Origin of the sequence: Kitasatospora sp. NPDC004799 (genome assembly GCF_040609095.1) — a bacterium.
In the GTDB taxonomy this organism is placed as follows: Bacteria; Actinomycetota; Actinomycetes; order Streptomycetales; family Streptomycetaceae; genus Kitasatospora.
In genome coordinates, this window is record NZ_JBEXJK010000085.1 from 1 (window position 1) to 25,176 (window position 25,176).

The following is a 25,176-nucleotide window of genomic DNA, read 5'->3' on the forward strand; positions in this document are numbered from 1 at the left end:
GGAGGGCGAGATCATGGACTGCATGTCACCCGCCACAGATCGACCTATCAATGTCCGGCGCACCCGTCCGGCCCCGCGCCCGGCCGGCCGGACCGGGCCGACGGCTCCGCGGCCGGGGACCGGGGCCGCCCCGCAGCCGCGGGAGATCTGGTGGGCGCAGGTGCCGTTCGAGGACGGGCCCGGCGCCAAGGACCGCCCGTGCCTGGTGCTGCGGGTGCGCGGCCGGACCGCCACCGTCGCGAAGATCACCAGCAAGCACCACGCCGGGCGCCCGGGCGTGCTGGCGCTGCCGCCCGGGTCGGTGGGCGACCGGCAGGGCCGGGCCAGCTGGCTGGAGACCGACGAGCTGCGCGAGGTGCCGCTGTCGGCCTTCCGCCGCCGGGCCGGCACGGTGGACCGGCAGGTCTGGGCCCGGGCCCAGCAGGTCCTGAACTGAGTCAGGCCCAGAGCTGGCCCTGCAGGGCCTCGACCGCCGCCTCGGTCGACTCGGCGGTGTAGATGCCGGTGGACAGGTACTTCCAGCCGCCGTCGGCGACCACGAAGACGATGTCCGCGCGCTCCCCCGCGGCCGCCGCCTTGCGGCCGACGCCGATCGCCGCGTGCAGGATGGCGCCGGTCGAGACGCCCGCGAAGATGCCCTCCTGCTGCAGGAGTTCGCGGGTGCGGCGGACGGCGTCCGCGGAGCCGACCGAGAACCGGGTGGTGAGCACCTCGGCGTCGTACAGCTCGGGGACGAAGCCCTCGTCCAGGTTGCGCAGCCCGTACACCAGGTCGTCGTAGCGCGGCTCGGCGGCGACGATCTTCACGCCGGGGACCTTCTCGCGCAGGTAGCGGCCGACGCCCATCAGGGTGCCGGTGGTGCCGAGGCCGGCCACGAAGTGGGTGACGGTCGGCAGGTCGGCGAGGATCTCGGGGCCGGTGCCGGTGTAGTGGGCGCCCGCGTTGTCGGGGTTGCCGTACTGGTAGAGCATCACCCAGTCGGGGTGCTCGGCGGCGATCTCCTTGGCGATCCGGACGGCGGTGTTGGAGCCGCCCGCGGCCGGGGAGGGGATGATCTCGGCGCCCCACATGCGGAGCAGCTCGCGCCGCTCCTCGCTGGTGTTCTCCGGCATCACGCAGACCATCCGGTAGCCCTTGAGCTTGGCGGCCATGGCGAGCGAGATGCCGGTGTTGCCGCTGGTGGGCTCCAGGACGGTGCAGCCCGGGGTGAGCCGGCCCTCGGCCTCGGCGCGCTCGATCATGTGCAGCGCCGGGCGGTCCTTGATCGAACCGGTCGGGTTGCGGTCCTCCAGCTTGGCCCAGAGGCTCACCAGGCCCTCGGTGTTGCCGGGGACGGCGGCGGACAGCCGCGGCAGGCGGACCAGCGGGGTGTTGCCGACGGCTTCGAGCGGACTGTCGTAACGCAAGGGAGGCCTCCGGCCGGGGCGGTGAGGGTGGAGGGGCGGCTCCCCCGCCGCGGCGGGGGAGCCGGAATCAGGGCGTGTCTGACAATTCGCGTCGGATCAGGGCGCGGCGTTGGGGTGCGTGCATCGCAAGGCGGAGGAGGGAGCCACTGCGGAGCATTGGCGACCGACGACAACGCGGCGAGGTGCGTGCCCCGGCGTCGCGAACCCGGCGGGAATTGTCAGACACGCCCCTAGCGGGCGCCGCCGGCCACGGCGGGCAGGATGGTGACGCTGTCGCCGTCGGCGAGGGCGGTGGAGATGCCCTCCAGGAAGCGGACGTCCTCGTCGTTCAGGTAGACGTTGACGAAGCGGCGCAGCTCGCCGCCCTCGACCAGGCGGGCGGCGATGCCCGGGTGGCGGGCGTCGAGGTCGGTGAAGAGTTCCCCGAGGTTGCTGCCGTTGCCCTCGACGGCCTTGGCGCCGTCGGTGTAGGTGCGGAGGATGGTCGGGATGCGGACCTCGATGGCCATGAGTGCGCTCCTGGGCGAGTCGTGACGTGGGTGGGGCCGCGGCGGACGCGGCCGGGCGGGCGCCCGGGGCCCGTCGTCGCCGGAGGGCGGGGGCCCGGGTGAGGTGGTGAAGCGGCTCTCAGCGCGAGCGCGCGGGCGTGCCGGGACAGATCGCGCCGGCGTGCCGGCACAGGTCGATGTGCAGGCGCGCCACGAGGCGGGTGCCCGGGGCCTGGGTGCTCACATCGACGGAACGCATGGCGTCATCGTATAGATTCCCGGGCCCGCTCCGACATGCCCGTCTCGGGATCCGGATGTTCGCGTTCCCAGGGCTGAGACGACGGCGGCCCGCCGACCCCTCGGGAGGGGGCGGCGGGCCGCGTCCGCGCGCGTGCCGGTCAGGCCGGGTACTCCTCGACGACCTGCACGTCTTCCTCTGTGATCTCGCCGTCCACGATGCGGAACGAGCGGAACTGGTACGGGTCCTGCTCGCCGTCGCCCTCGGCGGTGGAGACCAGGACATAGTGGGCGAACGGCTCGGAGGCGTAGCTCACGTCGGTGCGCGAGGGGTAGGCCTCGGTGGCGGTGTGCGAGTGGTAGACGATCACGGGCTCCTCGTCCCGGTCGTCCATCTCGCGGTAGAGCTTGAGCAGGTCGCCCGAGTCGAACTCGTAGAACGTGGGCGAGCGGGCGGCGTTGAGCATCGGGACGAAGCGCTCGGGCCGTCCGGTGCCGGCCGGTCCGGCGACCACGCCGCAGGCCTCGTCCGGGTGGTCGGCGCGGGCGTGGGCCACGATCCGGTCGCGGAGTTCTCGGGTGATGGTCAGCATGCGGGCCAGGATAGCCACGCCCCGGCGGGTCACCGCCGGGGCGTCCGAGGCGCGATCAGCGGGCGTCCACGTTTCCGTCCGCGGCGGGCACCGGGCCCGGCGCGGCGCCGTGGACGGCCTGCGGGTCGCGGCGCTTGAGCAGCTGGTAGCCGAGCACCAGCAGCAGGGCCCAGACCGGGAAGACGAACAGCGAGATCCGGTTGTCCCGGTCCAGCCCGATCAGCACCACGACCAGGGCGAGGAAGCCGAGCGCGGCCCAGCTGACCCAGGCGCCGCCGGGCGCCTTGAAGGTGGGCCCCGGCAGGCGGCCGCCCTGCCAGGCCTTCCGGTAGCGGATCTGGGAGATCAGGATCATCGCCCAGGTCCACAGGCCGCAGACGGTGGCGACCGAGGTGATGTACTCGAACGCCCGCGCCGGGACGACCCCGTTGAGCACCACGCCGACGCCCATCAGCAGGGAGGAGACGGTGATCGCGAAGGCCGGGGTGCGGCGGGAGTTGAGCTTGGTGAGGCGCCCCGGGGCCTGGCCGCGCAGCGCGAGGTCGCGCAGCATGCGGCCGGTGGAGTACATCCCGGAGTTGCAGGAGGAGAGCGCCGCGGTGAGCACCACGAAGTTGATGATGCCGGCCGCCGCCGGGATGCCGATCTTGCCGAAGGCGGCGACGAACGGGCTGACGCCGGGCCGGAACTCGGTCCACGGCACGAGCGAGAGGATGACCACCAGGGCGCCGATGTAGAACAGCATGATGCGCCAGGGCAGGGTGTTGATGGCGCGCGGCAGGGTCTTCTCGGGGTTCTCGCTCTCGCCCGCGGTGACGCCGACGAGTTCGACGCCCAGGTAGGCGAACATGACGATCTGAAGGGTCATCACGGTGGAGCCGATGCCCTCGGGGAAGAACCCGCCGTCCTGCCAGAGGTGGCCGAGTGACGCGGTGTCACCGGCCTTGCTGAACCCGAGGGTCAGCACCCCGACGCCGATCAGGATCATGCCGATGATGGCGGTGACCTTGACCATGGAGAACCAGAACTCGATCTCGCCGAACAGCTTCACCGAGATCAGGTTGGCCGCGTAGAGGAGGACCAGGAAGGTCAGCGCGCTGACCCACTGCGGTATGCCTGGCGCCCAGAACTTCACGTAGACGGCGGCGGCGGTGGTCTCCGCCATGCCGGTGACGACCCAGAACAGCCAGTACGTCCAGCCGGTCACGTAGCCGGCGAAGGGGCCGAGGAACTCCCGGGCGTACTCGGCGAAGCTGCCGGAGACCGGGCGGTAGGTGAGCAGTTCGCCGAGCGCCCGCATGATCACGAAGATCACCAGGCCGGCGACGGCATAGGAGAGGATCAGGCTCGGACCGGAGCGGGAGATCGCGGTGCCCGCGCCGAGGAACAGGCCGGTGCCGATCGCACCGCCGATCGCGATCATCTGGATCTGGCGGCTGCCGAGCCCGCGCTCGTAGCCCTCGCCTTCCGGTGGGCTGTCGACCATTTCGTCGTACAACTTCTCGGCCAATGGGCACCGTCCTGGTCGGTCTCTCGGGGGTGGAGAAGTCGTACCACGCGGCGTTCGTACAGCGGTGTCCATCTGAGCGTTATTTGAGCATGCCCTGGTATGGTTTGTCCGTTTTTCATGGGAAATGCCCCGACTGATCGTCCACATTCTGGACGAATCGGCCGGGGCTTGCCCGGAATCGGGCAGGATCCCCTGGAAGATCGGGCCGGATCCCCCGGAAGTCAGGCCCGCGACGTCAGTCCGGGAGGTCAGTCCGCGATGGCCTCCAGCAGCGACTCCTGCAGGGCGCCCAGCCACAGGTAGGCCATCACCAGCGGCTTGCGCTCGTCGCCGTCCGGCAGTTCGTAGAGGCCGTCCTCGTCGTCCTCGGTGACCTCCAGCCGGATCCCGACCGCCAGCCGCAGGTCGTTCAGCGCGCCCAGCCAGCGCAGGCAGTCGGGCGCGGCCAGCTTGAGCACCCCGCCGTCGCCCAGGCCGTCCAGCGCCCGGACGACGAACAGCGCGTCGTCCCGCTTGCGGGCCCGCAGGTCCAGCTCGGTGAAGCGGCGGAACTCCCCGGCCGCGGCCCTGGTCTCCTCGTCCTCCGGCTTCTCCGGATCGCCGTAGGCGTCCGGGAAGAGCCGGGCCAGCACCGGGTCGGCGGGCGCCTCGGTCGGCCCCTCGGCGAACAGCGCGGCCAGCGGGTCACCATCCTCCCCGCCCGGGCCGGGGCCGATCAGCTCCAGCAACTGCACTTCCAGCGAGCGGAGGATGGAGACCTCCCACTCGTCCAGCGCGATCGCCGCGCCGCCACCGCCGGTGCTCTCGAACAACCCAGCCATCTGTATCGGTCAGCCCGTCTTCGTCGTCGTCGGTCGTACGGCCGGAGGTCCGGCACCCGGTCGCACCGGTGCCGGCCGCCGCCGCACCGGTCACGCCGGCGCCCGCCCTGCCGGCGCCGGTCGGCCCGGCATCGGTCGGCCCGGCGTCAGTCGTGCTGCAGCGTCGCCCAGAGGCCGTAGCCGTGCATCGCCTGGACGTCGCGCTCCATCTCCTCGCGGGAACCGCTGGAGACCACCGCCCGGCCCTTGGTGTGGACGTCCATCATCAGCTTCCGGGCCTTGTCCTTCGGGTAGCCGAAGTAGGCCTGGAAGACGTACTGGACGTAGCTCATCAGGTTGACCGGGTCGTTGTGCACGATGGTCACCCAGGGCGTGTCCGGCTCGGTCACCGGCACCCCCTCGACCTCCGGGCGCTCGATCTCCACGGGCGCGACGCTCACGCCGGGTCCTCCTCGCTGCACAGTTGTCCGTAACCCCTCACGCCCCATGCTGCCATCCGGGGGACACCCGGGCGATTCCGGCCCGGGCACCCCGGCCCCCGCGGCCCGGAGGCGCGCGAGGCGAATCACCCCGAGAAATCGTCACTCTGACGCTAAGGGGTAGTAGCATCATCCGCATGGACGCCACTTCAGTGCGAGCGGCCGGCTCGACCGCGCTGCTCACCGACCGCTACGAGCTCACCATGCTGCAGGCCGCCCTGCGCAGCGGGGCGGCGCACCGCCGCTCCGTCTTCGAGGTGTTCACCCGCCGTCTGCCGGGCGGCCGCCGCTACGGTGTCCTGGCCGGCACCGGCCGGGTGCTGGACGCCGTCGAGAACTTCCGCTTCACCACGCCCCAGCTGGACTGGCTGGCCGACCAGGACGTGGTCGACGAGTCCACCCTGCGCTTCCTCGCCGACTACCGCTTCCGCGGCGACATCCACGGCTACCCCGAGGGCGAGGTCTACTTCCCCGGCTCGCCGCTGCTCACCGTCGAGGGCAGCTTCGCCGAGGCGGTGATCCTGGAGACGGTGATCCTCTCGATCCTCAACTACGACTCGGCCATCGCGGCCGCCGCCTCCCGGATGACCGCCGCCGCGGGCGGCCGCCCGGTGATCGAGATGGGCGCCCGCCGGGCCCACGAGCAGGCCGCCGTCTCCGCCGCCCGGGCGGCCTACGTGGCCGGCTTCGCCGCCACCTCCGACCTGGAGGCCGGCTTCACCCACGGCATCCCGACCACCGGCACGGCCGCCCACGCCTTCACCCTGGTGCACGACAGCGAGCGGGACGCCTTCGAGGCGCAGATCGCCTCCATGGGCCGGGGCACCACGCTGCTGGTCGACACCTTCGACCTGCGCGAGGCCGTGCGCACCGCGGTCGAGGTGGCCGGCCCCGAGCTGGGCGCCGTCCGGATCGACTCCGGCGACCTCACCCTGCTGGCCCACCGGGTCCGCCGCCAGCTGGACGACCTCGGCGCCGACCGGACCAGGATCATCGTGACCTCGGACCTCGACGAGTACGCGATCGCCGCCCTGGCCGCCGCCCCGGTGGACGGCTACGGCGTCGGCACCAGCCTGGTCACCGGCAGCGGGCACCCGACCTGCGCGATGGTCTACAAGCTGGTCGCCCGGGCCGAGACCGACGGCGGGCCGCTGGTGCCGGTGGCCAAGCGCGCGGCCGGCGGCAAGACCAGCATCGGCGGCCGCAAGTGGGCGGCCCGCCGGCCGGACGCCGACGGCGTGGCCGAGGCCGAGGTGGTCGGCACGGGACCCGTCCCGGACGGGCTGCGGCCGCACCTGATGCAGGTGCCGCTGGTGCGGGGCGGCGAGACCGTCGGCCGGGAGCCGCTGAGCGCCGCCCGCGACCGGCACGTGCGCGCCCGCGCCGCGCTGCCGCTGTCGGCCACCCAGCTGTCCAAGGGCGACCCGGTGCTGCCGACCGAACTGGTGCTGCCCGCCGGGCCGGACCACTGACCGGAGGCCGCCGCGCCCGCCGTCGGACGCCCGTCGTCGGACTACCGTCGTCGGACTCCCTTCGTCGGCCTCCCGCCTTCGGACTCCCGTCGTCCGCGGGAGTCCGAAGGCGGGTCCCGGGGGTTCCGCCCCCGCCCGGGCCGGTCCCGGGGGTTCCGCCCCCGCGCGCCACTCCCTAGAGTCAGCCGTAGAGTTCCCCGAGTTCCCCGGAGCTCCCCGAGTACCCCCCGCGCCCGGCACGGCCGGGCCGCGTACTCCCGAGGGCTCCCCCACCGGGGCGCCGCCTCCCGCGGGCCCCCGAGATCCGAGGATGCGAGCCATGCACCGGGCACTGATCGTCGTCGACGTGCAGAACGACTTCTGCGAGGGCGGCAGCCTGGCCGTCGCCGGCGGCGCCGAGGTGGCCGCCGCCATCACCGACCTGATCGCCGAGTCCTCCCCCGGCTACCAGCACATCCTCGCCACCCGCGACCACCACATCGACCCGGGCGCCCACTTCTCCGCCGAGCCGGACTACGTCGACAGCTGGCCGCCGCACTGCGTGGCCGGCACCGAGGGCGTGGGCTTCCACCCCAACTTCGCGCCCGCCGTCATCTCCGGCGCGGTCGAGGCGGTCTTCGACAAGGGCGCCCACTCGGCGGCGTACAGCGGCTTCGAGGGGCTGGACGAGAACGGCCGCGGGCCGGTGGAGTGGCTGCGCGAGCGGCAGGTCGACGAGGTCGACGTGGTCGGCATCGCCACCGACCACTGCGTCCGGGCGACGGCGCTGGACGCGGCCCGGGCGGGCTTCACCACCCGCGTGCTGCTGGAGCTCACCGCCGGGGTCGCCCCGGAGACCACCGCCGCCGCGCTGGCGGAGCTGCGGGCGGCCGGGGTCGAACTGGTCGGCACGCCGGTGGTCCGGTCGTAGCCGGTTCCGGATGGCGGGCGTGGGCCGCTCAGACCACCAGCAGCTCCACCACGTCCGTCCCGCCGATCCGGTACGCCTCGCGCAGCTCGCCGCCGACCGCGTCCGGGTCGGCGGCCAACCGGGCCCCGGAGACGTACACCACGCGGATGCCCAGGTACTCCATCCGGTGCTGACCGCCGCGCACCCAGGCGGCCTCCCCCTCGCTCACGCAGCGCAGCTCCGAGTCCACCTCCACGGCGACGCCCCGCTCCGGCCAGTAGAGGTCCGGGACGGCGATGTACGTACCGCCGCGCATCCGCAGCTCGGGGGCGGCCAGCGGGGCGGGCAGCAGCCCCTCGTCCGCCAGGCGGCCGAGCCGCTCCAGCGCCAAGTCCCGCTCAGCGGCGAGCAGTTCGTCCAGCGCGGCCCGCACCCGGGGCTCCCGGGTCAGCCCGGAGTCGGCCAGCTCGACCACCAACTCCCGTACCGTGCAGCGGTTCCCGGGCAGGGCGACGGCCTCCCGCAGCACCTCGCGCACCGGCGCCGAGCCGCCCGGCTCCGCCGTCCACTCGGCCAGCGCGTCGGCGACCGCCCGGGCCACCGGCGCACAGGCCAGGCCGTGCACCGAGCGGGCCACCAACTCCCGTTCGGTGCGCCGGATCCGCACCTCGCCGGCGTCCTTCAGCCGGCGCTGACGGGGCACCAGGACGTCCACCCCGGTCACCGCGGGCAGCCGGGGCACGACGGTGAAGCCGTACAGCGCCAGCGCGGCCGTGCCGGTGATCACCGCGCCCGCCCGGCGGCCCTCCTCGCGGCCGTTCTGCGCGGCGTACAGCAGCGCGGCCCACATCCGCTGCTCCGGAGTCGGCTCGGCGGACTGCAGCAGGTACACCCGGGGCAGCAGCCGTTGCCAGGGCCCGCCCCGGCGGCAGTGCTCGGTGATGATCCGGGCCGGCACGCCCCGGGCGCGCAACTGGCTCGCGGTGACGACGTTCTGCTGACGCTTCGCCAGCTCCTCCAGGGACGGCGGCGGCGTCGGAATCCGGTAGCTCATGCCGACACCATCCCCAACCGCCAGGACCCGCGACCGGCAGCCTGACGCACTGTTACTCAACCGTCGCGAAACCGGGACCAGCCCGCACTAAAGTCCTCATACCCTCACTCATTTGGAGTAATTGACGCTCATCAGGTTGTCATATGTGATCGAAAATGATCGCCGACCTGGTCGTCTGACCCAGAGTGACCAAAGGCATACGGCGAGGGACCCCCAAGGCGTCAATCCCGCCCCGGGGATTGCCTAGGCTTACGTCATGTCACGTGACGAGACCGCCGGCCTCCGCGCGGCCCAGCTCCGCCTCGGCCGTCTGCCCGGATACGTCCGCCGCCCGGACCCCGCCCGCCGCAGCGGCGAGAAGGGCCATACGTACAAGAAGGGCTGGGAGGTCCGCTTCACCGCCCGCAGTGAGGCCGAGATAGCAGAGATCCGCGACCTCGTGGTCGCCGCCGGGTTCGCCCCGGCCAGGCCCTTCTTCAAGGGCCACCAGCTGATCCAACCCGTCTACGGCATGGCCGCCGTCCAGGCCTACCTGGCCGCAAGACAGGCCGCCGAGGAACACGCCGCCCGGGCCGCGCTCGGCCGACGGCGACGGGCGGAGACCGGGCCGCCGGGCGGCGGCGGTGGCAGGGCGGCGAGCGGCTCACCGTCCGGCAGCGGCTCACCGTCCGGCAGTAGCCCGCCGGGCGATGGCGGCCCGCCCGGTGGGGGCGGGCCGGCCGCGGAGGACGGGGCGCCGGGCTACCGGGTGCCCGGCGCGTCCGAGGCTTCGGAGGTGTCCGTTCCGGTCGGATAGGCGGTGGAGCCGGTGCTTCCGGGGGCGGAGCCCTGGAGTTCGGCGAGGTCCGCGGAGACGGAGGCCAGCAGTTCCTGCATCTGCTCCAACAGGCTCTTGGGGGTGGCGGGTCCGGCCGAGGTGCCGTCGGCCGAGCCCGTCGGGCTGCTCGGGAACTGCGGCGTGGCAGATGGTTCGGACATGACGGGACCTCTTCGGATCGGTGGTGCGGTGGGAGCGGCCGACGGTGGCTCGGATCGCACGGCGGGAGGCGGCAGTCGCCCGCCACCGGGGCACCCACCCCCGCCGTAGCTCCCAACGAACCGCTCCGGTCGCCGTCACCCGGACACCACTCGATGCGGTCCAACTCTGCTGCGCGGTAAGCCTCCCGGGTGAGCCGGGGTTGCCCTCACGGCGCCGCCTCGGCTAGGCGCGCAGCGCCCGGGAGGCACCGAGCGGGGCGTGCTCGGCGACGCGGAACAGGGCGTGGTCGAGCACGCCCGGAGAGGAGAAGGAGGAAGCGGAAGGAGGAGAACCCACCCCTTGCCACTCTCAACGTATAGCGCATGGGGGGTCTTGCGGCAAGGCCCCCGTGGTGGCGCACAATCGCAGGCCTCAGATCGGAGCTGATGCCATGAACAGCCGGACCACCAGTGCGTTCGACCTTCCCGCCCGCCTCGCCGCCAAGGCCGACCCGGCGCTGATCGGCGAGGACGAGCGGCACTTCGCGGCCGTCGCGGCGAGCCTGGAGGAGTCGATCGCCGAGCTGTCCGACCGCCTCGACGCGCTGCGCCGCGCGCCGGGCGGCCTCGGCCGGGAGGCGATGGACCGGGACGTCGAGGTGCACCGGCTGACCGGCCGACTGCGCGCCCTGCGCCGCTTCGGCCTGGACCTGTGCCTCGGGCGGGTCGTCCGCGCGGACGCCGCGGAGCCGGTGTACATCGGGCGGCTCGGCCTCACCGACCGCGAGGGGCGCCGGCTGCTGGTCGACTGGCGCTCGCCCGCGGCCGAACCGTTCTTCGCGGCCACCCACGCCGACCCGATGGGCCTGGTGAGCCGGCGCCGGTACCGCTGGAGCGGCGGGCGGATCGGCGACTACTGGGACGAGGTGTTCACCGCCGAGGGCCTGGAGGGGCACGCCGCGCTGGACGACCAGTCCGCGTTCATCGCCAGCCTGGGCGGCAACCGGTCGGCCCGGATGCGGGACGTGCTGGCCACCATCCAGGCCGACCAGGACGCCGTCATCCGGGCGGGGTCCCGGGGCGCCCTGGTGGTCGACGGCGGCCCGGGCACCGGGAAGACGGTCGTCGCGCTGCACCGCTCCGCGTACCTGCTCCACTCCGACCCCCGGCTCGGCCACCGGCGCGGCGGCGTGCTGTTCGTCGGCCCGCACCAGCCCTACCTGGCCTACGTCGCCGACGTCCTGCCCAGCCTCGGCGAGGAGGGGGTGCGCACCTGCACCGTGCGGGACCTCGTCGCCGAGGGGGCGGCGGCCGGGCTCGAGAGCGACCGGGAGGTGGCCCGGCTGAAGTCCTCGGTCGACATGGTGAGGGCGATCGAGAAGGCCGTCCGGTTCTACGAGGAGCCGCCCACCGAGGGGATGGAGGTCACCACCCACTGGGCCGACCTCTGGCTGAGCGCCGAGGACTGGGCCGACGCGTTCGACGCCCCGGACCCGGGCACCCCGCACAACGAGGCCCGCGAGCAGATCTGGGAGGAACTGGCCACGATCCTGCTGGACAAGCTGGACGAGGACGAGGGCGTCCCGCCCGAGCTGTTCCGCCGGTCGCTGCGGCAGGACCGGCAGTTGGTCGAGACGCTCAACCGGGCCTGGCCGCTGCTCGACCCGGCCGAGCTGGTCGGCGACCTCTGGTCGGTGCCCGCGTACCTGCGGATGTGCGCGCCCTGGCTGGCGCCCGAGGAGGTCCGCAGGCTCCAGCGCAAGGACGCGCCCCAGGCCTGGACGGTGTCCGACCTGCCGCTCCTGGACGCGGCCCGGCAGCGGCTCGGCGATCCGGAGGCGGACCGGCGCCGGCTCCGGCGGGAGGCCGCGGCCGCCGCCGAACGCGCGCGGATGGCCGACGTCATCGGCGACCTGCTGCGGGCCGACGACGACGGGGAGGGCGCGGTGACGATGCTGCGCGGGCGGGACCTCCAGGACACCCTGCTCGACGAGACGGCCCTGCCCGTCGCCGACCCGGAGCCGCTCGCCGGGCCGTTCACCCACATCGTGGTGGACGAGGCCCAGGAGCTGACCGACGCGGAGTGGCAGATGCTGCTGCTGCGCTGCCCGTCCCGGAGCTTCACGATCGTCGGGGACCGGGCGCAGGCCAGGCACGGTTTCACGGAGTCCTGGCAGGAGCGGCTGGAGCGGATCGGGCTCGACCGGTCCACGGTGGCCTCGCTGAGCATCAACTACCGGACGCCGGCGGAGGTCATGGCCGAGGCCGAGCCCGCGATCCGGGCCGCGCTGCCGGACGCCAACGTGCCGACCTCCGTCCGCAGCAGCGGCATCCCCGTCGTGCACGGGTCGGTGGCGGAGCTGGACGCCGTCCTGGACGGCTGGCTCGCCGAGCACACCGAGGGGGTCGCCTGTGTGATCGGTGCTCCCGGGTTCGAGCCGCGGCCGCGGGTCCGGTCACTGACCCCGGAGCTGTCCAAGGGGCTCGAGTTCGACCTGGTCGTCCTGGTCGACCCGGAGGCGTTCGGCGGGGGCGTCGAGGGAGCGGTCGACCGCTACGTCGCGATGACCAGGGCGACCCAGCGGCTGGTGGTCCTCCGGAGCTCGTGAGGAGGCGGCGGCGAACGGAACGGAGCGTGGAAGGAGGGAGCGGGAGGGGAGAACGGAAGGGCTGGAACGCGCGTCGCCCGGTCGAGTGGTGCCCGAAGCGAGCGGCCCCGAGGAGCGGAGCGGCGGCCGGCCCCGGAAAGCGGCCGGCTCCGGGAAAGCGAGCGGCCCCGGGAAAGCGAGCGGGGCCCGGCGCCACCCGGCGCCGGACCCCAACGGCCTGTGCCCGCAGGTCAGTTGTGGGCGTGCAGGTCGGCGTTCAGGCCGCCCCAGGAGCCGGAGCGGGCGATGACCTCGACCGCGCCGCTCTGCGAGTTGCGGCGGAACAGCAGGTTGTCCTGGCCGGACAGCTCGACGGCCTTGGCCACCGTGCCGTCCGGGGTGGTGACCCGGGTGCCGGCGGTCACGTACAGACCGGCCTCGACCACGCAGTCGCTGCCGAGCGAGATGCCGATGCCCGCGTTGGCGCCGAGCAGGCAGCGCTCGCCGACCGAGACGACCTGCTTGCCGCCGCCGGACAGGGTGCCCATGATCGAGGCGCCGCCGCCGATGTCGCTGTGGTCGCCGACGACGACGCCCGCGCTGATCCGGCCCTCGACCATGGAGGTGCCCAGGGTGCCGGCGTTGAAGTTGACGAAGCCCTCGTGCATCACGGTGGTGCCGACGGCCAGGTGCGCGCCGAGCCGGACGCGGTCGGCGTGGGCGATGCGCACACCGGTCGGGGCGACGTAGTCGGTCATCCGCGGGAACTTGTCGATCCCGTAGACGGCCAGCTGGCCGCCCTGGGCGCGCACGGCGAGCCGGGCCTGCTCGACCTTGTCCACCGGGACGGGGCCGATGCTGGTCCACGCCACGTTGGCCAGCAGGCCGAAGACGCCGTCCAGGTTCTGGCCGTGCGGCTTGACCAGGCGGTGGCTGAGCAGGTGCAGGCGCAGGTACACGTCATGGGTGTCGAGCGGCTTCTCGCCCAGCGAGGCGATGGTGGTGCGCACGGCGACCACCTCGACGCCGCGGCGCGCGTCGGCGCGCAGCGCCTCGGCCGCGCCGGCGCCGATCTCGGCCTCTGCCTGCTCGGCGGTCAGGCGGACGGTGCCGGCCGGGCCGGGCTCGGCGGCCAGCGCGGGGGCGGGGAACCAGGTGTCGAGGACGGTGCCGTCGGCGGCGATGGTGGCCAGACCGGCGGCCACGGCGCCGTTCGCCGCGGAGGTGGATTCGAGCGAGGTGGATTCAGCAGTCACACCGTGCACGTTAACCAATGCGGGGCCCCGGTGCCGAACACGCCCACCGGACGGACACGCCCGTCGGACGCGCTGGTCGGCGGCTCGCGGGGCGGGAAAACCCGGTGCTCGGCGCTGTGGCGCTGGGCAATACTTCAGCGGGTGTTCATGTCGATCTCCACCACCGGCAGCGCCGAGGACCCGGCCACGGACCTCGGGTTCCTGCTGCACAAGCACCCCGACAAGGTCCAGCGGTTCACCACGTCGCACGGCGAGGCCCACGTCTTCTACCCCGAGGCGGGGGACGAGGCCTGCACGGCGGCGCTGCTGCTGGACATCGACCCGGTCGCGCTGGTCCGCAAGGGCCGGGGCGACGGCAGGGGGCGCGGCGGCTCGCCCGACTTCGCGCTCGCCCAGTACGTCAACGACCGCCCGTACGCCGCGTCCTCGCTGCTCGCGGTGGCGCTGCGGACGGTGTTCCGGTCCGCGATGAAGGGCGCCTGCCCGGCCCGCCCCGAACTGCCCGGGCGGGCCCGCCCGCTGCGGATCGAGCTGCCCGCCGTGCCCGCGAACGGCGCGGGCGAGGGCGGCGGCCCGGCCCTGGTGGTCCGGCTGTTCGAGCCGCTGGGCTGGCAGGTCGAGGCGACGGCGATCCCGCTGGACGAGTCCTTCCCCGAGTGGGGCGAGTCCCGCTACGTGCGGATCGCGCTCTCCTCCGGGACGGTACGGCTCGCCGACGCGCTCCAGCAGCTGTACGTGCTGCTGCCGGTGCTGGACGGTGCCAAGCACTACTGGGTCGCCCCGGACGAGGTGGACAAGCTGCTCGCCGCCGGCCAGGGCTGGCTGGCGGCGCACCCGGAGCGCGCCCTGATCACCCGCCGCTACCTGGCCCGGCGCTGGTCGCTGACCCGGGCCGCGCTGGAGCGCCTGGAGCTGGCCCGGCTCGCGGAGGCCGACGACCGCGAGGTCGAGGAGATCGACAACGCGGTCGACGACCGGCCCGAGGAGGAGGCCGCCCAGGAGCAGCCGGAGCCCGGGCCGCCCTCCCTCGCCGAGCAGCGCCGTACCGCGATCCTCGCCGCGCTGCGCGAGACGGGTGCCGCCCGCGTCGCCGATCTCGGCTGCGGCCAGGGCGAGTTGATCGGCGCGCTGCTGAAGGACGCCCGGTTCACCGAGATCCTCGGCGTGGACGTGTCCGTGCGGGCGCTGCAGGCGGCGAACCGCAAGCTGCGCCTGGAACGGCTGCCGGAGCGGCAGGCGTCCCGGGTGACGCTGGCGCAGGGCGCGCTGACGTACACCGACGCCCGGCTGAAGGGCTTCGACGCGGCGGTGCTGTGCGAGGTGATCGAGCACCTGGACCTGCCGCGGCTGCCGGCGCTGGAGTACGCGGTGTTCGGCGCCGCCCGGCCGCGGGCCGTCGTGGTCACCACGCCGAACGCCGAGTACAACGTCCGCTGGGAGAGCCTGCCGGCGGGCGCCGTCCGGCACGCCGACCACCGCTTCGAGTGGTCCCGGGCCGAGTTCCGCGCCTGGGCCGGGAAGGTCGCCGCCGCGTACGGCTACACCGTGGAGCTGCGCCCGGTCGGCCCGGAGGACGAGGAGGTCGGCGCCCCGAGCCAGCTGGCCCTGTTCACCGCGACCACCGCACCCGAGACGCCCGCCACGACGGCGACGCCCACGACGACCGCGCACGCCACGACCGCGCACGCCACGACCGCGCCCGACACGACCACGACACCCGCCACGACCACGACGCCCGAAGGAGGCGAGCCCCGATGACCGACGACCCGACCGAGACCGACACTCCTGGCGAGAGCCAGGGCCAGGACCGCACGGACCGCGCGGAGAGCACCGCCCCCCGCCGCCTCCCGGTCACCGACGTCTCCCTCGTCGTCCTGATCGGCACCAGCGGCGCGGGCAAGTCCACCTTCGCCCGCCGCCACTTCCTGCCCACCCAGGTCGTCTCCTCCGACTTCTGCCGCGGCCTGGTCGCCGACGACGAGAACGACCAGTCCGCCTCCGCCGAGGCCTTCGACCTCCTGCACTACATCGTCGGCAAGCGCCTGGCGGCCGGCCGGCTGACCGTCGTGGACGCCACCAACGTCCAGCCCGAGGCCCGCCGCCGGCTGGTCGCGATCGCCCGCGAGCACGACGTGCTGCCGATCGCGATCGTCCTGGACGTCCCGCCGGGGGTGTGCGCCGAGCGCAACCGCTCCCGCCCGGACCGTCAGCTGCCCGCGCACGTCGTCCCGCGCCAGCACCGCGAGCTGCGCCGCTCGCTGCGCGGCCTGGAGCGCGAGGGCTTCCGCAAGGTGCACATCCTGCGCGGCGAGGCCGAGGTGACGTCGGCCGCGATCGAACTGGAGAAGCGCTACAACGACCTGTGCCACCTCACCGGCCCGTTCGACGTGGTCGGCGACATCCACGGCTGCCGCTCCGAGCTGGAGACCCTGCTGACCAGGCTCGGCTACACCCTGACCAGGGACGCCGAGGGCCGCCCGGTGGACGCCGCGCACCCCGCGGGCCGCACCGCCGTCTTCGTCGGCGACCTGGTCGACCGCGGCCCCGACACCCCGGGCGTGCTGCGCCTGGTGATGGGCATGGTCGCGGCCGGCCACGCGATCTGCGTGCCCGGCAACCACGAGAACAAGCTCGGCCGGGCGCTGGACGGCAAGAAGGTCACCGTCTCGCACGGCCTGCAGGAGTCGCTGGACCAGCTGGCGGGCGAGTCCGAGGAGTTCCGGACCGAGGTCCGCGCGTTCATGCGCGGCCTGGTCAGCCACTACCTGCTGGACGGCGGCGCCCTGGTGGTCTGCCACGCCGGCCTGCCGGAGAAGTACCACGGCCGCAACTCCGGCCGGGTCCGCTCGCACGCCCTGTACGGGGACACCACCGGCGAGACCGACGAGTACGGCCTGCCGGTGCGCTACCCGTGGGCGGAGGAGTACCGGGGCCGGGCGCTGGTGGTCTACGGCCACACCCCGGTGCCGACCGCGAGCTTCTTCAACAACACCGTCTGCCTGGACACCGGCTGCGTCTTCGGCGGCAGCCTGACCGCGCTGCGCTACCCGGAGCGCGAGCTGGTGAGCGTCGAGGCCGAGCGCGAGTGGTACGCCCCGGTGCGTCCGCTGATCACCGACGCGCCGGGCGCCCGCGAGGGCCGCCCGCTGGACCTCGGCGACGTGGCCGGGCGCCGGATCGTCGAGACCGGGCTGCACGGTCGGGTGGCCGTCCGGGCCGAGAACGCGGCCGCCGCGTTGGAGGTGATGAGCCGCTTCGCGCTGGACCCGCGGCTGCTCGCCTACCTGCCGCCGACCATGGCGCCGAGCGCCGCCTCCCGCCGGGACGGCTACCTGGAGCACCCGGAGGAGGCCTTCCTCGGCTACCGGGAGGACGGTGTGCGGCACCTGGTCTGCGAGGAGAAGCACATGGGCTCCCGCGCGGTGCTGCTGGTCGCCCGGGACGGGGCCGCGCTGGAGCGCCGCTTCGGCGTGGCCGGCCCCGGCGCGATCTGGACCAGGACCGGCCGCGCCTTCCTCGCCGACGAGGAGCTGACCGGTGCCCTGCTCGACCGGGTCCGGGCGGCCGCCGAGGCCGCCGGGCTGTTCGAGGAGCTGGCCACCGACTGGCTGCTGCTGGACGCCGAGCTGATGCCCTGGTCGCTGAAGGCGGTGGAGCTGCTGCGCCGTCAGTACGCGGCGGTCGGCGCGGCGGCGGGCGCCGCCCTGCCGGAGGTGCTGTCCGCGCTGGAGCGGGCGGCCGGGCGCGGCCTGGACCTCGCCCGGCTGGCCGACCGCCAGCGGCAGCGCGCGGCCGACGCGCGGGCCTTCACCGAGGCGTACCGGCGCTACTGCTGGCCGACCGAGGGCCTGTCGGGCATCCGGCTGGCGCCGTTCCAGCTGCTCGCGGCCGAGGGGGCGAACCTCGCGGTGCGCCCGCACGACGAGCACCTGGCCTGGATCGACCGCCTGGTGGAGGCCGACGCCGGCGGCGCCGACGCCGGGAAGGAGCCCGTGCTGCACCGCACCCGCCGGGTCCTGGTGGACACCGAGGACGAGGCCTCGACGGCCGCCGCCACCGCCTGGTGGGAGGAGCTGACCGCGGCGGGCGGCGAGGGCATGGTGGTCAAGCCGCTGGCCTCGCCGGTGCGCACCGTACGCGGGAACGGCCGCCCGGGCGGCCTGGTGCAGCCCGGGGTGAAGGTGCGCGGCCGGGAGTACCTGCGGATCGTCTACGGCCCGGACTACACCGAGCACCTCGACCGGCTGCGCCTGCGGGCGCTGGGCCACAAGCGCTCGCTGGCGCTGCGCGAGTACGCGCTGGGCCTGGAGGCGCTGGACCGGCTGGCGGCGGGGGAGCCGCTGTGGCGGGTGCACGAGCCGGTCTTCGCGGTGCTCGCGCTGGAGTCGGAGCCGGTCGACCCGCGGCTGTGACGGCGGGGCCGGCGGAGCGGCGACGGCGGTCCGGAGGAGGGGAGCCCCCCGCGGGCTCCGCTCCTCCGGCCCCACTCCTGTATAGAAATTCCGAGCATCGTATACACTTGCCACTTTCCCGCACCTCCCGTCACACCAGGAGCCCGGCATGGCCTTCAACCTCCGGAACAGGCACTTCCTCAAGGAGCTCGACTTCACGCCCCAGGAGTTCCGCTTCCTGGTGGACCTCGCCGCCGGTCTCAAGGCGGCGAAGTACGCGGGCACCGAGCAGCCCCGGCTGCGCGGCAGGAACATCGCGCTGATCTTCGAGAAGACCTCCACCCGCACCCGCTGCGCCTTCGAGGTCGCCGCCCACGACCAGGGCGCCACCACCACCTACCTGGACCCGGTGGGCTCGCAGATCGGCCACAAGGAGTCGATCAAGGACACCGCCCGGGTGCTCGGCCGGATGTTTGACGGCATCGAGTACCGCGGCCACGGCCAGGAGGTCGTCGAGGAGCTGGCCGAGTACGCCGGCGTCCCGGTCTGGAACGGCCTGACCGACGAGTGGCACCCCACCCAGATGCTGGCCGACGTGCTCACCGTCACCGAGCACACCGCCAAGCCGCTCCCCGAGGTCGCCCTCGCCTACCTCGGCGACGCCCGCTCCAACATGGGCAACTCGCTGCTGGTCACCGGCGCCCTGCTCGGGATGGACATCCGGATCGTCGCCCCGCGCGCGCTCTGGCCGACCGAGGAGGTGCAGGAGTCGGCGCGGGCCCTGGCGGAGACGACCGGCGCCCGGATCACCCTGACCGAGGACGTGGCCGAGGGCGTGGCCGGCGCCGACTTCCTCTACACCGACGTCTGGGTCTCGATGGGCGAGCCCAAGGAGGTCTGGGCCGAGCGGATCGAGCTGCTCAGGCCGTACCAGGTCTCCATGGACACCGTCCGGGCCACCGGCAACCCGGACGTGAAGTTCCTGCACTGCCTGCCCGCCTTCCACGACCTCGGCACGGTGCTCGGGCGGCAGATGCACGAGGCGACCGGAATGGCCGAGCTGGAGTGCACCGACGAGCTGTTCGAGTCGGCGCACTCCATCGTGTTCGACCAGGCCGAGAACCGGCTGCACACCATCAAGGCGGTGCTGGTCGCCACCCTCGGCTCCTGATCGAACGCGGCCCGGCCGGACCCGCACGGCCGGGCGGGAACGCTCGGACCCGAGCCGTCAGGACGACCCCCGGCCCCCGGCCCCCGGGCTCCGGTCTCAGCCGTCCAGCCCGACGCAGCCCACCCGGTCGCCCGCCGCGTGCGGGCCGGCCGGGGTGCCCGCGTGCAGCACCAGCGAGCCCGCCCCGCCCGGCCGCGGCTGCCAGTCCACCGCGGTGGTGGCGCTGCCCCGGCCCCGCCCGTCGGTGCGCAGCGCCAGCCGCAGCTCGTTGCGCTCGTTGGCGTACTCCGGGTCGGTGGACGGTTGCACCGGGTCGACCCGGTCCTGGTAGTGCGGCCCGGAGGAGGCCGGGTCGGCCCCGCAGCCGCCGGTGTGCAGGTGCACCGGGAACTCGTGGTCGGGGGCGAGCCCGGAGGCCGTCAGGGTGAGCACCGTCCGCCCGGGCACCGAGCGGTCGGTGACGATCCGGGCGTGCGAGCCGTACGGCACCAGGTCGCTCGCGTAGCTGATCGCGGCCGGCGGGACGAAGGCGGTGGCCGGGTCGAAGTCGGCCTCGACGACCGAGACCGGTGAGGCGGCGGGGACGAGCAGGGCCAGCGGCAGCAGGGCGGCGGCGAGCGGAGCGGTCATGAGGGCGGGGCCTTCCACGGGCGGGGCGACGGTCGCCCTGCTAACGCGGCCGGCGCCCCGAGGACACCCGGCCCGCGGCGCTCTCGGCCGGACGGGACCTAGTCCCGCTGGATGCCCCGGATCTCGCAGCGCGGCCCGCTGGCCCGCATCAGCCGCAGGTCGGCGGTGACCAGCGGCACCCCGTACCGCTCGGCGACCGCGACGTACGCGGCGTCGTCCGGGGTGAGGTTGTCCTTGAGCTCCCAGATCCGGCCGAGCAGCGGGGCCACCTCGACCTTGCGCACCCTGCGGACCGCCACCTCGGCGAGTTCGCCGGCGAGTTCGGCGACCCGCTCGGCGGTCAGCTCCTTGGCCAGGTAGAGGCCGCGCAGCGACTGCATCACCTCGACCACGACGTGCTCGGGCGCCAGCCACTCGTCGGCGGCGGCGAGCTCCTCGCGGGCCCGGGCCCCGCGCGGGCCCTGGTCGGCGAGCGCCAGCACCAGTGCGGATGCGTCCACCACGATCATCAGTCGGCCCCTGCCCGTTCCCGCACGTCAACTCTCCGGCCACGGTACCGGGACGGCCCTCGGCCGGTGGCGCCGGGCCCGACGCCCGCGCTGCCCGCCCCGGCGCCCAAGCTGCCCGGCCGGAGGCCGCGGGCCGGTTCCCGGCCCGGGAGCGAACCGGACGGTAACGGAGGAGGAACAGGTGAGGGCGATCCCGCCGGCCGGCACCGCCCCCTCGCCGACCGGCGGTTCCGGTGGTGAGCTTGTGGTGGTGCTGCCGATGGCGGCCGCCCGTCGTGGCGGGTGCGGTCCGGCCGATCGGGCCGGAGCGCGAGCGGCGCGGCCCGGACGACCGGTGAACCATGGCATGCACTATGGTTTATCTCGACATCGAGATAACTGCGTCCTACGATATATCTCGACATCAAGATACTTGCCGAGAGGCGCTCACCGGCGATGCGGGCAAGGTAAGCCTAAGTAAGGCTGACCTTACCACCGCGTGACGGCCGGATACCGCACGAAGCACCCAGAAGGAGTCAGTCGTGTCCGCGAACAGCTTCGACGCCCGCAGCTCGCTGCAGGTGGGCGACGAGTCGTACGAGATCTTCAAGCTCTCCGCCGTCGAGGGTTCCGAGCGGCTGCCGTACAGCCTCAAGGTGCTGCTGGAGAACCTGCTCCGCACGGAGGACGGCGCGAACATCACCGCCGACCACATCCGCGCCCTCGGCAACTGGGACGAGAACGCCCAGCCGAGCCAGGAGATCCAGTTCACCCCGGCCCGCGTGATCATGCAGGACTTCACCGGTGTGCCGTGCGTGGTCGACCTCGCCACCATGCGCGAGGCCGTCAAGGAGCTGGGTGGCGACCCGGCCAAGATCAACCCGCTGGCCCCGGCCGAGCTGGTCATCGACCACTCGGTCATCGCCGACAAGTTCGGCACCAAGGACGCGTTCACCCAGAACGTCGAGATCGAGTACGGCCGCAACAAGGAGCGCTACCAGTTCCTGCGCTGGGGCCAGACCGCCTTCGACGAGTTCAAGGTCGTCCCGCCGGGCACCGGCATCGTCCACCAGGTGAACATCGAGCACCTGGCCCGCACCGTCATGGTCCGCAACGGCCAGGCCTACCCGGACACCTGCGTCGGCACCGACTCGCACACCACCATGGTCAACGGCCTGGGCGTGCTGGGCTGGGGCGTCGGCGGCATCGAGGCCGAGGCCGCCATGCTCGGCCAGCCGGTCTCCATGCTGATCCCGCGCGTCGTCGGCTTCAAGCTGACCGGCGAGCTGCCGGCCGGCACCACCGCCACCGACCTGGTGCTCATCATCACCGAGATGCTGCGCAAGCACGGTGTGGTCGGCAAGTTCGTCGAGTTCTACGGCGACGGCATCGGCTCCATCCCGCTGGCCAACCGCGCCACCATCGGCAACATGTCGCCGGAGTTCGGCTCGACCTGCGCGATCTTCCCGATCGACGCCGAGACCATCAACTACCTGAAGCTCACCGGCCGCGACGAGCAGCAGCTCGCCCTGGTCGAGGCGTACGCCAAGGAGCAGGGTCTCTGGCACAACCCGTCGCACGAGCCGGTCTACTCCGAGTACCTCGAGCTGGACGTCTCCACCGTCGTCCCGTCGATCTCCGGCCCGAAGCGCCCGCAGGACCGCGTGATCCTGGCCGAGGCCGCCGAGAAGTTCGCCGAGGCGCTGCCGACCTACTCCGCCGAGGCCTCGAAGCCGACCGCCGTCACCGCCCCCGACGGCTCGACCTACGAGATCGACAACGGCGCGGTCGTGATCGCCTCGATCACCTCCTGCACCAACACCTCCAACCCCTCCGTCATGCTGGGCGCCGCCCTGCTGGCGAAGAAGGCCGTGGAGAAGGGCCTGCACGTCAAGCCCTGGGTCAAGACCACCCTGGCGCCCGGCTCCAAGGTCGTCATGGACTACTACGAGAAGGCCGGCCTGCTCCCGTACATGGAGAAGCTGGGCTTCAACCTGGTCGGCTACGGCTGCGTCACCTGCATCGGCAACTCGGGCCCGCTGCCCGAGGAGGTCTCGGCCGCCGTCAACGAGTCCGACCTCGCGGTCGTCTCGGTGCTCTCCGGCAACCGCAACTTCGAGGGCCGGATCAACCCCGACGTCAAGATGAACTACCTGGCCTCCCCGCCGCTGGTGGTCGCCTACGCCCTCGCCGGCAACATGAACGTCGACATCACCAAGGACGCCCTGGGCCAGGACGCCGACGGCAACGACGTCTTCCTCGCCGACATCTGGCCGTCCGAGCAGGAGGTCGCCGACACCGTCGCCGGCTCCATCGACGAGGCCATGTTCGACAAGGGCTACCAGGACGTCTTCGCCGGTGACCACCGCTGGCAGTCGCTCCCGGTCCCGACCGGCAACACCTTCGAGTGGGACACCGAGTCCACCTACGTCCGCAAGCCCCCGTACTTCGAGGGCATGGCCAAGACCCCGAGCCCGGTGACCGACATCGCCGGCGCCCGCGTCCTGGCCAAGCTGGGCGACTCGGTCACCACCGACCACATCTCCCCGGCCGGCAACATCAAGCCGGGCACCCCGGCGGCGCAGTACCTGACCGCCAACGGTGTCGAGAAGCGCGACTTCAACTCCTACGGTTCCCGTCGCGGCAACCACGAGGTGATGATCCGCGGCACCTTCGCCAACATCCGCCTGCGCAACCAGATCGCGCCGGGCACCGAGGGCGGCTACACCCGCGACTTCACCCAGGCCGACGCGCCGGTGTCGTTCATCTACGACGCCTCGCAGAACTACCAGGCCGCCGGCATCCCGCTGGTCGTCCTGGCCGGCAAGGAGTACGGCTCCGGCTCGTCCCGCGACTGGGCCGCCAAGGGCACCGCGCTGCTGGGCGTCAAGGCCGTCATCGCCGAGTCGTACGAGCGCATCCACCGCTCGAACCTGATCGGCATGGGCGTCCTGCCGCTGCAGTTCCCGGAGGGCGAGAACGCCGAGTCCCTCGGCCTGACCGGCGAGGAGACCTTCTCCATCACCGGCGTGACCGAGCTCAACGAGGGCCGCACCCCGAAGACCGTCAAGGTCAAGGCGGCCCGTGACGGTGAGGCCGGTAAGGAGTTCGACGCGGTCGTCCGCATCGACACCCCCGGTGAGGCGGACTACTACCGCAACGGCGGCATCCTGCAGTACGTGCTGCGCTCGCTGATCGGCTGATCCGGGCCCCAGGCCTGAAGGGGCCGGACCGCACCCCGCGGTCCGGCCCCTTTTGCATGCCGCACCGGCCTTTTGCATGCTGCGCCGGCCGGGCCCGCCCCCTTGTGCGGTGAACGGCGGATGGACTAAACCTCTCTCTCATCTGGTCCAGACCATTTGACGCCGCTTCAGAGAACAGGTCCGGTATGCCCACTCGCGCCTCAGCCCTGCTCGCCGCCACCGTCGCCGCGCTGCTCGCCGCCCCCGCCACCGCCGACGCCGCCGACGGTCGGCACGGCCCGAAGCTGAAGGGCCAGCGGGTCGGCTACTTCACCCAGTGGGGCGCCGACAGCTCCGCCAAGCGGGTCCAGGAGTCCGGCCAGGCGGCCAGGCTCACCGTCATCAACTACGCCTTCGGCAACGTCTCCGCCGACGGCACCTGCTTCGAGAGCAACGAGGCCGGCCAGGGCGACGCCCGCAACGACTACCAGCGCGCCTTCTCCGCCGCCGAGTCGGTGGACGGCGTGGCCGACGCCCCGGGCCAGAAGCTGAAGGGCCACTTCAACCAGCTGCGCAAGCTCAAGGCGAAGAACCCCCAGCTGCGCACGGTCATCTCGCTGGGCGGCTGGTCCTGGTCCAAGTACTTCTCCGACGCGGCCGCCACCGACGAGGCCCGCAAGAAGTTCGTCTCCTCCTGCATCGACCTCTACCTCAAGGGCGACGTGCCGGTGCTGGCGGACTCCCCGGAGGGCGGCCGGGGCGCGGCCGCGGGCGTCTTCGACGGCATCGACATCGACTGGGAGTACCCGGGCGGCGGCGGGGACGCGGGCAACGTGGTCCGCCCCGAGGACGGCCGCAACTTCACCCTGCTGATGCGGGAGTTCCGGGAGCAGCTGGACGCGCTGAGCGGGAAGAAGGGCAAGCACTACCTGCTGACCGCCGCCGTGGCCGCCAACGAGACCGTCGCCGACCGGCTCGAACTGCCGCAGCTCAGCGAGTCGGTGGACTGGCTGAACGTTATGACCTACGACCTGCACGGCCCGTGGGAGGGCAAGGGCCCGGCCAACCACCAGGCCCCGCTGTACTCCGACCCGGCCGACCCGGACCCGCGCCAGCGCAGCGCCGACAAGTCCGTCGTGCACTACCAGGAGCGCGGCCTGCCCGCCGACCAGCTCGTCCTCGGCGCCCCGCTGTACGGCCACGGCTGGACCGGCGTCGCCCCCGGCAAGCGCGGCGGCCTCTTCCAGAGCGCCACCGCGGCCGCGCCCGACCACTCGTACCAGGAGATCAACGCGCTGCCGGGCACGGTCCACCTGGACCGCGACCACGGCGCGTCCTGGAAGTACGACGGCACCACCTTCTACAGCTACGACACCGCCGAGGTGCTCACCCAGAAGGCCCGGTACGCGCGCTGGAACGACCTGGCCGGGGTGATGGTCTGGTCCCTGGACGGCGACGACGCCCGGGGCAGCGCGATCGCCGCGCTGGACCGCGGGCTGCGCCGCGACTGACCGGTCCCACCACCGCCGACACCGGCAGGGCCCGCCGCGGACGCGTCCGCGGC

At 73.3% G+C, this 25,176-nt stretch carries 22 protein-coding genes; 10 read left to right on the forward strand and 12 right to left on the reverse strand.

The window, feature by feature from the left end; translation table 11 throughout:
• Positions 1–22 precede the first annotated feature (22 nt).
• Positions 23–436, forward strand: a complete 414-nt coding sequence (locus ABZW03_RS13800; protein ID WP_355256404.1) for a type II toxin-antitoxin system PemK/MazF family toxin — start codon at positions 23–25, stop codon at positions 434–436.
• 1 nt (position 437) lies between these two features.
• On the opposite strand, the gene ABZW03_RS13805 is transcribed toward ABZW03_RS13800, so the two are convergent.
• From ABZW03_RS13805 to clpS, 7 genes are all read right to left on the reverse strand, one after another.
• Positions 438–1,406 carry a cysteine synthase gene (locus ABZW03_RS13805; protein ID WP_355256353.1) on the reverse strand — a complete coding sequence of 323 codons (969 nt, stop codon included), beginning with the start codon at positions 1,404–1,406 and terminating at the stop codon, positions 438–440.
• A gap of 230 nt (positions 1,407–1,636) precedes the next feature.
• Complete coding sequence (locus ABZW03_RS13810) at positions 1,637–1,915, reverse strand: MoaD/ThiS family protein (protein WP_030242903.1); 279 nt, start codon at positions 1,913–1,915, stop codon at positions 1,637–1,639.
• A 118-nt stretch (positions 1,916–2,033) separates the two neighbouring features.
• Entirely contained in the window at positions 2,034–2,153 is a 120-nt protein-coding gene (locus ABZW03_RS13815; RefSeq protein WP_310593142.1) for a putative leader peptide, read from the reverse strand.
• A 139-nt stretch (positions 2,154–2,292) separates the two neighbouring features.
• Positions 2,293–2,724: a M67 family metallopeptidase gene (locus tag ABZW03_RS13820; RefSeq protein WP_355256358.1), complete on the reverse strand. Its 432-nt coding sequence runs from the start codon at positions 2,722–2,724 to the stop codon at positions 2,293–2,295.
• A gap of 55 nt (positions 2,725–2,779) precedes the next feature.
• Positions 2,780–4,210, reverse strand: coding sequence for an amino acid permease (locus ABZW03_RS13825; RefSeq protein ID WP_355256407.1), 1,431 nt, complete (start codon positions 4,208–4,210; stop codon positions 2,780–2,782).
• Positions 4,211–4,482: 272 nt separating this feature from the next.
• A complete protein-coding gene (locus tag ABZW03_RS13830) occupies positions 4,483–5,055 on the reverse strand; it encodes a DUF2017 domain-containing protein (RefSeq protein ID WP_355256361.1) in 573 nt (190 codons plus the stop codon).
• Positions 5,056–5,201: 146 nt separating this feature from the next.
• Entirely contained in the window at positions 5,202–5,495 is a 294-nt protein-coding gene (clpS, locus tag ABZW03_RS13835; protein ID WP_049654313.1) for an ATP-dependent Clp protease adapter ClpS, read from the reverse strand.
• A gap of 176 nt (positions 5,496–5,671) precedes the next feature.
• On the opposite strand from clpS, the gene ABZW03_RS13840 reads away from it, so the two are divergent.
• Together ABZW03_RS13840 and ABZW03_RS13845 are read left to right on the forward strand one after the other, a co-directional pair.
• Positions 5,672–7,006, forward strand: a complete 1,335-nt coding sequence (locus tag ABZW03_RS13840) for a nicotinate phosphoribosyltransferase (protein ID WP_355256365.1) — start codon at positions 5,672–5,674, stop codon at positions 7,004–7,006.
• Positions 7,007–7,325: 319 nt separating this feature from the next.
• Entirely contained in the window at positions 7,326–7,916 is a 591-nt protein-coding gene (locus tag ABZW03_RS13845; RefSeq protein WP_355256368.1) for an isochorismatase family protein, read from the forward strand.
• Between the two features lie 28 nt (positions 7,917–7,944).
• On the opposite strand, the gene ABZW03_RS13850 is transcribed toward ABZW03_RS13845, so the two are convergent.
• Positions 7,945–8,949, reverse strand: a complete 1,005-nt coding sequence (locus ABZW03_RS13850) for a hypothetical protein (RefSeq protein WP_355256370.1) — start codon at positions 8,947–8,949, stop codon at positions 7,945–7,947.
• A 256-nt stretch (positions 8,950–9,205) separates the two neighbouring features.
• Between ABZW03_RS13850 and ABZW03_RS13855 the strand changes: the two genes are divergently transcribed.
• Positions 9,206–9,745: a hypothetical protein gene (locus ABZW03_RS13855; protein WP_355256373.1), complete on the forward strand. Its 540-nt coding sequence runs from the start codon at positions 9,206–9,208 to the stop codon at positions 9,743–9,745.
• On the opposite strand, the gene ABZW03_RS13860 is transcribed toward ABZW03_RS13855, so the two are convergent.
• Entirely contained in the window at positions 9,691–9,927 is a 237-nt protein-coding gene (locus ABZW03_RS13860) for a hypothetical protein (protein WP_355256376.1), read from the reverse strand. The two genes, ABZW03_RS13855 and ABZW03_RS13860, sit on opposite strands and share 55 nt — an antisense overlap.
• Positions 9,928–10,358: 431 nt before the next feature.
• Between ABZW03_RS13860 and helR the strand changes: the two genes are divergently transcribed.
• Positions 10,359–12,515, forward strand: a complete 2,157-nt coding sequence (gene helR / locus ABZW03_RS13865) for an RNA polymerase recycling motor ATPase HelR (protein ID WP_355256379.1) — start codon at positions 10,359–10,361, stop codon at positions 12,513–12,515.
• A 230-nt stretch (positions 12,516–12,745) separates the two neighbouring features.
• Here helR and dapD read toward each other — a convergent pair whose 3' ends face one another.
• Entirely contained in the window at positions 12,746–13,750 is a 1,005-nt protein-coding gene (gene dapD, locus ABZW03_RS13870) for a 2,3,4,5-tetrahydropyridine-2,6-dicarboxylate N-succinyltransferase (protein ID WP_355256382.1), read from the reverse strand.
• 141 nt (positions 13,751–13,891) lie between these two features.
• Here dapD and ABZW03_RS13875 point away from each other — a divergent pair, with 141 nt between their 5' ends.
• The 3 genes from ABZW03_RS13875 (at position 13,892) to argF (ending at position 19,312) form a co-directional block, all read left to right on the forward strand.
• Positions 13,892–15,508: a 3' terminal RNA ribose 2'-O-methyltransferase Hen1 gene (locus ABZW03_RS13875; RefSeq protein ID WP_355256385.1), complete on the forward strand. Its 1,617-nt coding sequence runs from the start codon at positions 13,892–13,894 to the stop codon at positions 15,506–15,508.
• Entirely contained in the window at positions 15,505–18,162 is a 2,658-nt protein-coding gene (locus ABZW03_RS13880) for a polynucleotide kinase-phosphatase (protein WP_355256388.1), read from the forward strand. Before ABZW03_RS13875 ends, ABZW03_RS13880 begins: the two co-directional genes overlap by 4 nt.
• A 148-nt stretch (positions 18,163–18,310) precedes the next feature.
• On the forward strand, positions 18,311–19,312 hold the full coding sequence (gene argF, locus ABZW03_RS13885) for an ornithine carbamoyltransferase (protein ID WP_355256390.1): 1,002 nt from the start codon (positions 18,311–18,313) through the stop codon (positions 19,310–19,312).
• A 96-nt stretch (positions 19,313–19,408) separates the two neighbouring features.
• Here argF and ABZW03_RS13890 read toward each other — a convergent pair whose 3' ends face one another.
• The gene (locus ABZW03_RS13890; RefSeq protein ID WP_355256392.1) at positions 19,409–19,942 is read right to left on the reverse strand and encodes a superoxide dismutase family protein; all 534 of its coding nucleotides are present in this window, start codon (positions 19,940–19,942) and stop codon (positions 19,409–19,411) included.
• Between the two features lie 98 nt (positions 19,943–20,040).
• A complete protein-coding gene (locus tag ABZW03_RS13895; protein ID WP_355256395.1) occupies positions 20,041–20,451 on the reverse strand; it encodes a type II toxin-antitoxin system VapC family toxin in 411 nt (136 codons plus the stop codon).
• A 521-nt stretch (positions 20,452–20,972) separates the two neighbouring features.
• Here ABZW03_RS13895 and acnA point away from each other — a divergent pair.
• Complete coding sequence (acnA, locus tag ABZW03_RS13900) at positions 20,973–23,633, forward strand: aconitate hydratase AcnA (protein ID WP_355256398.1); 2,661 nt, start codon at positions 20,973–20,975, stop codon at positions 23,631–23,633.
• 185 nt (positions 23,634–23,818) lie between these two features.
• Entirely contained in the window at positions 23,819–25,123 is a 1,305-nt protein-coding gene (locus tag ABZW03_RS13905) for a glycoside hydrolase family 18 protein (protein WP_355256401.1), read from the forward strand.
• Positions 25,124–25,176: the final 53 nt, after the last annotated feature.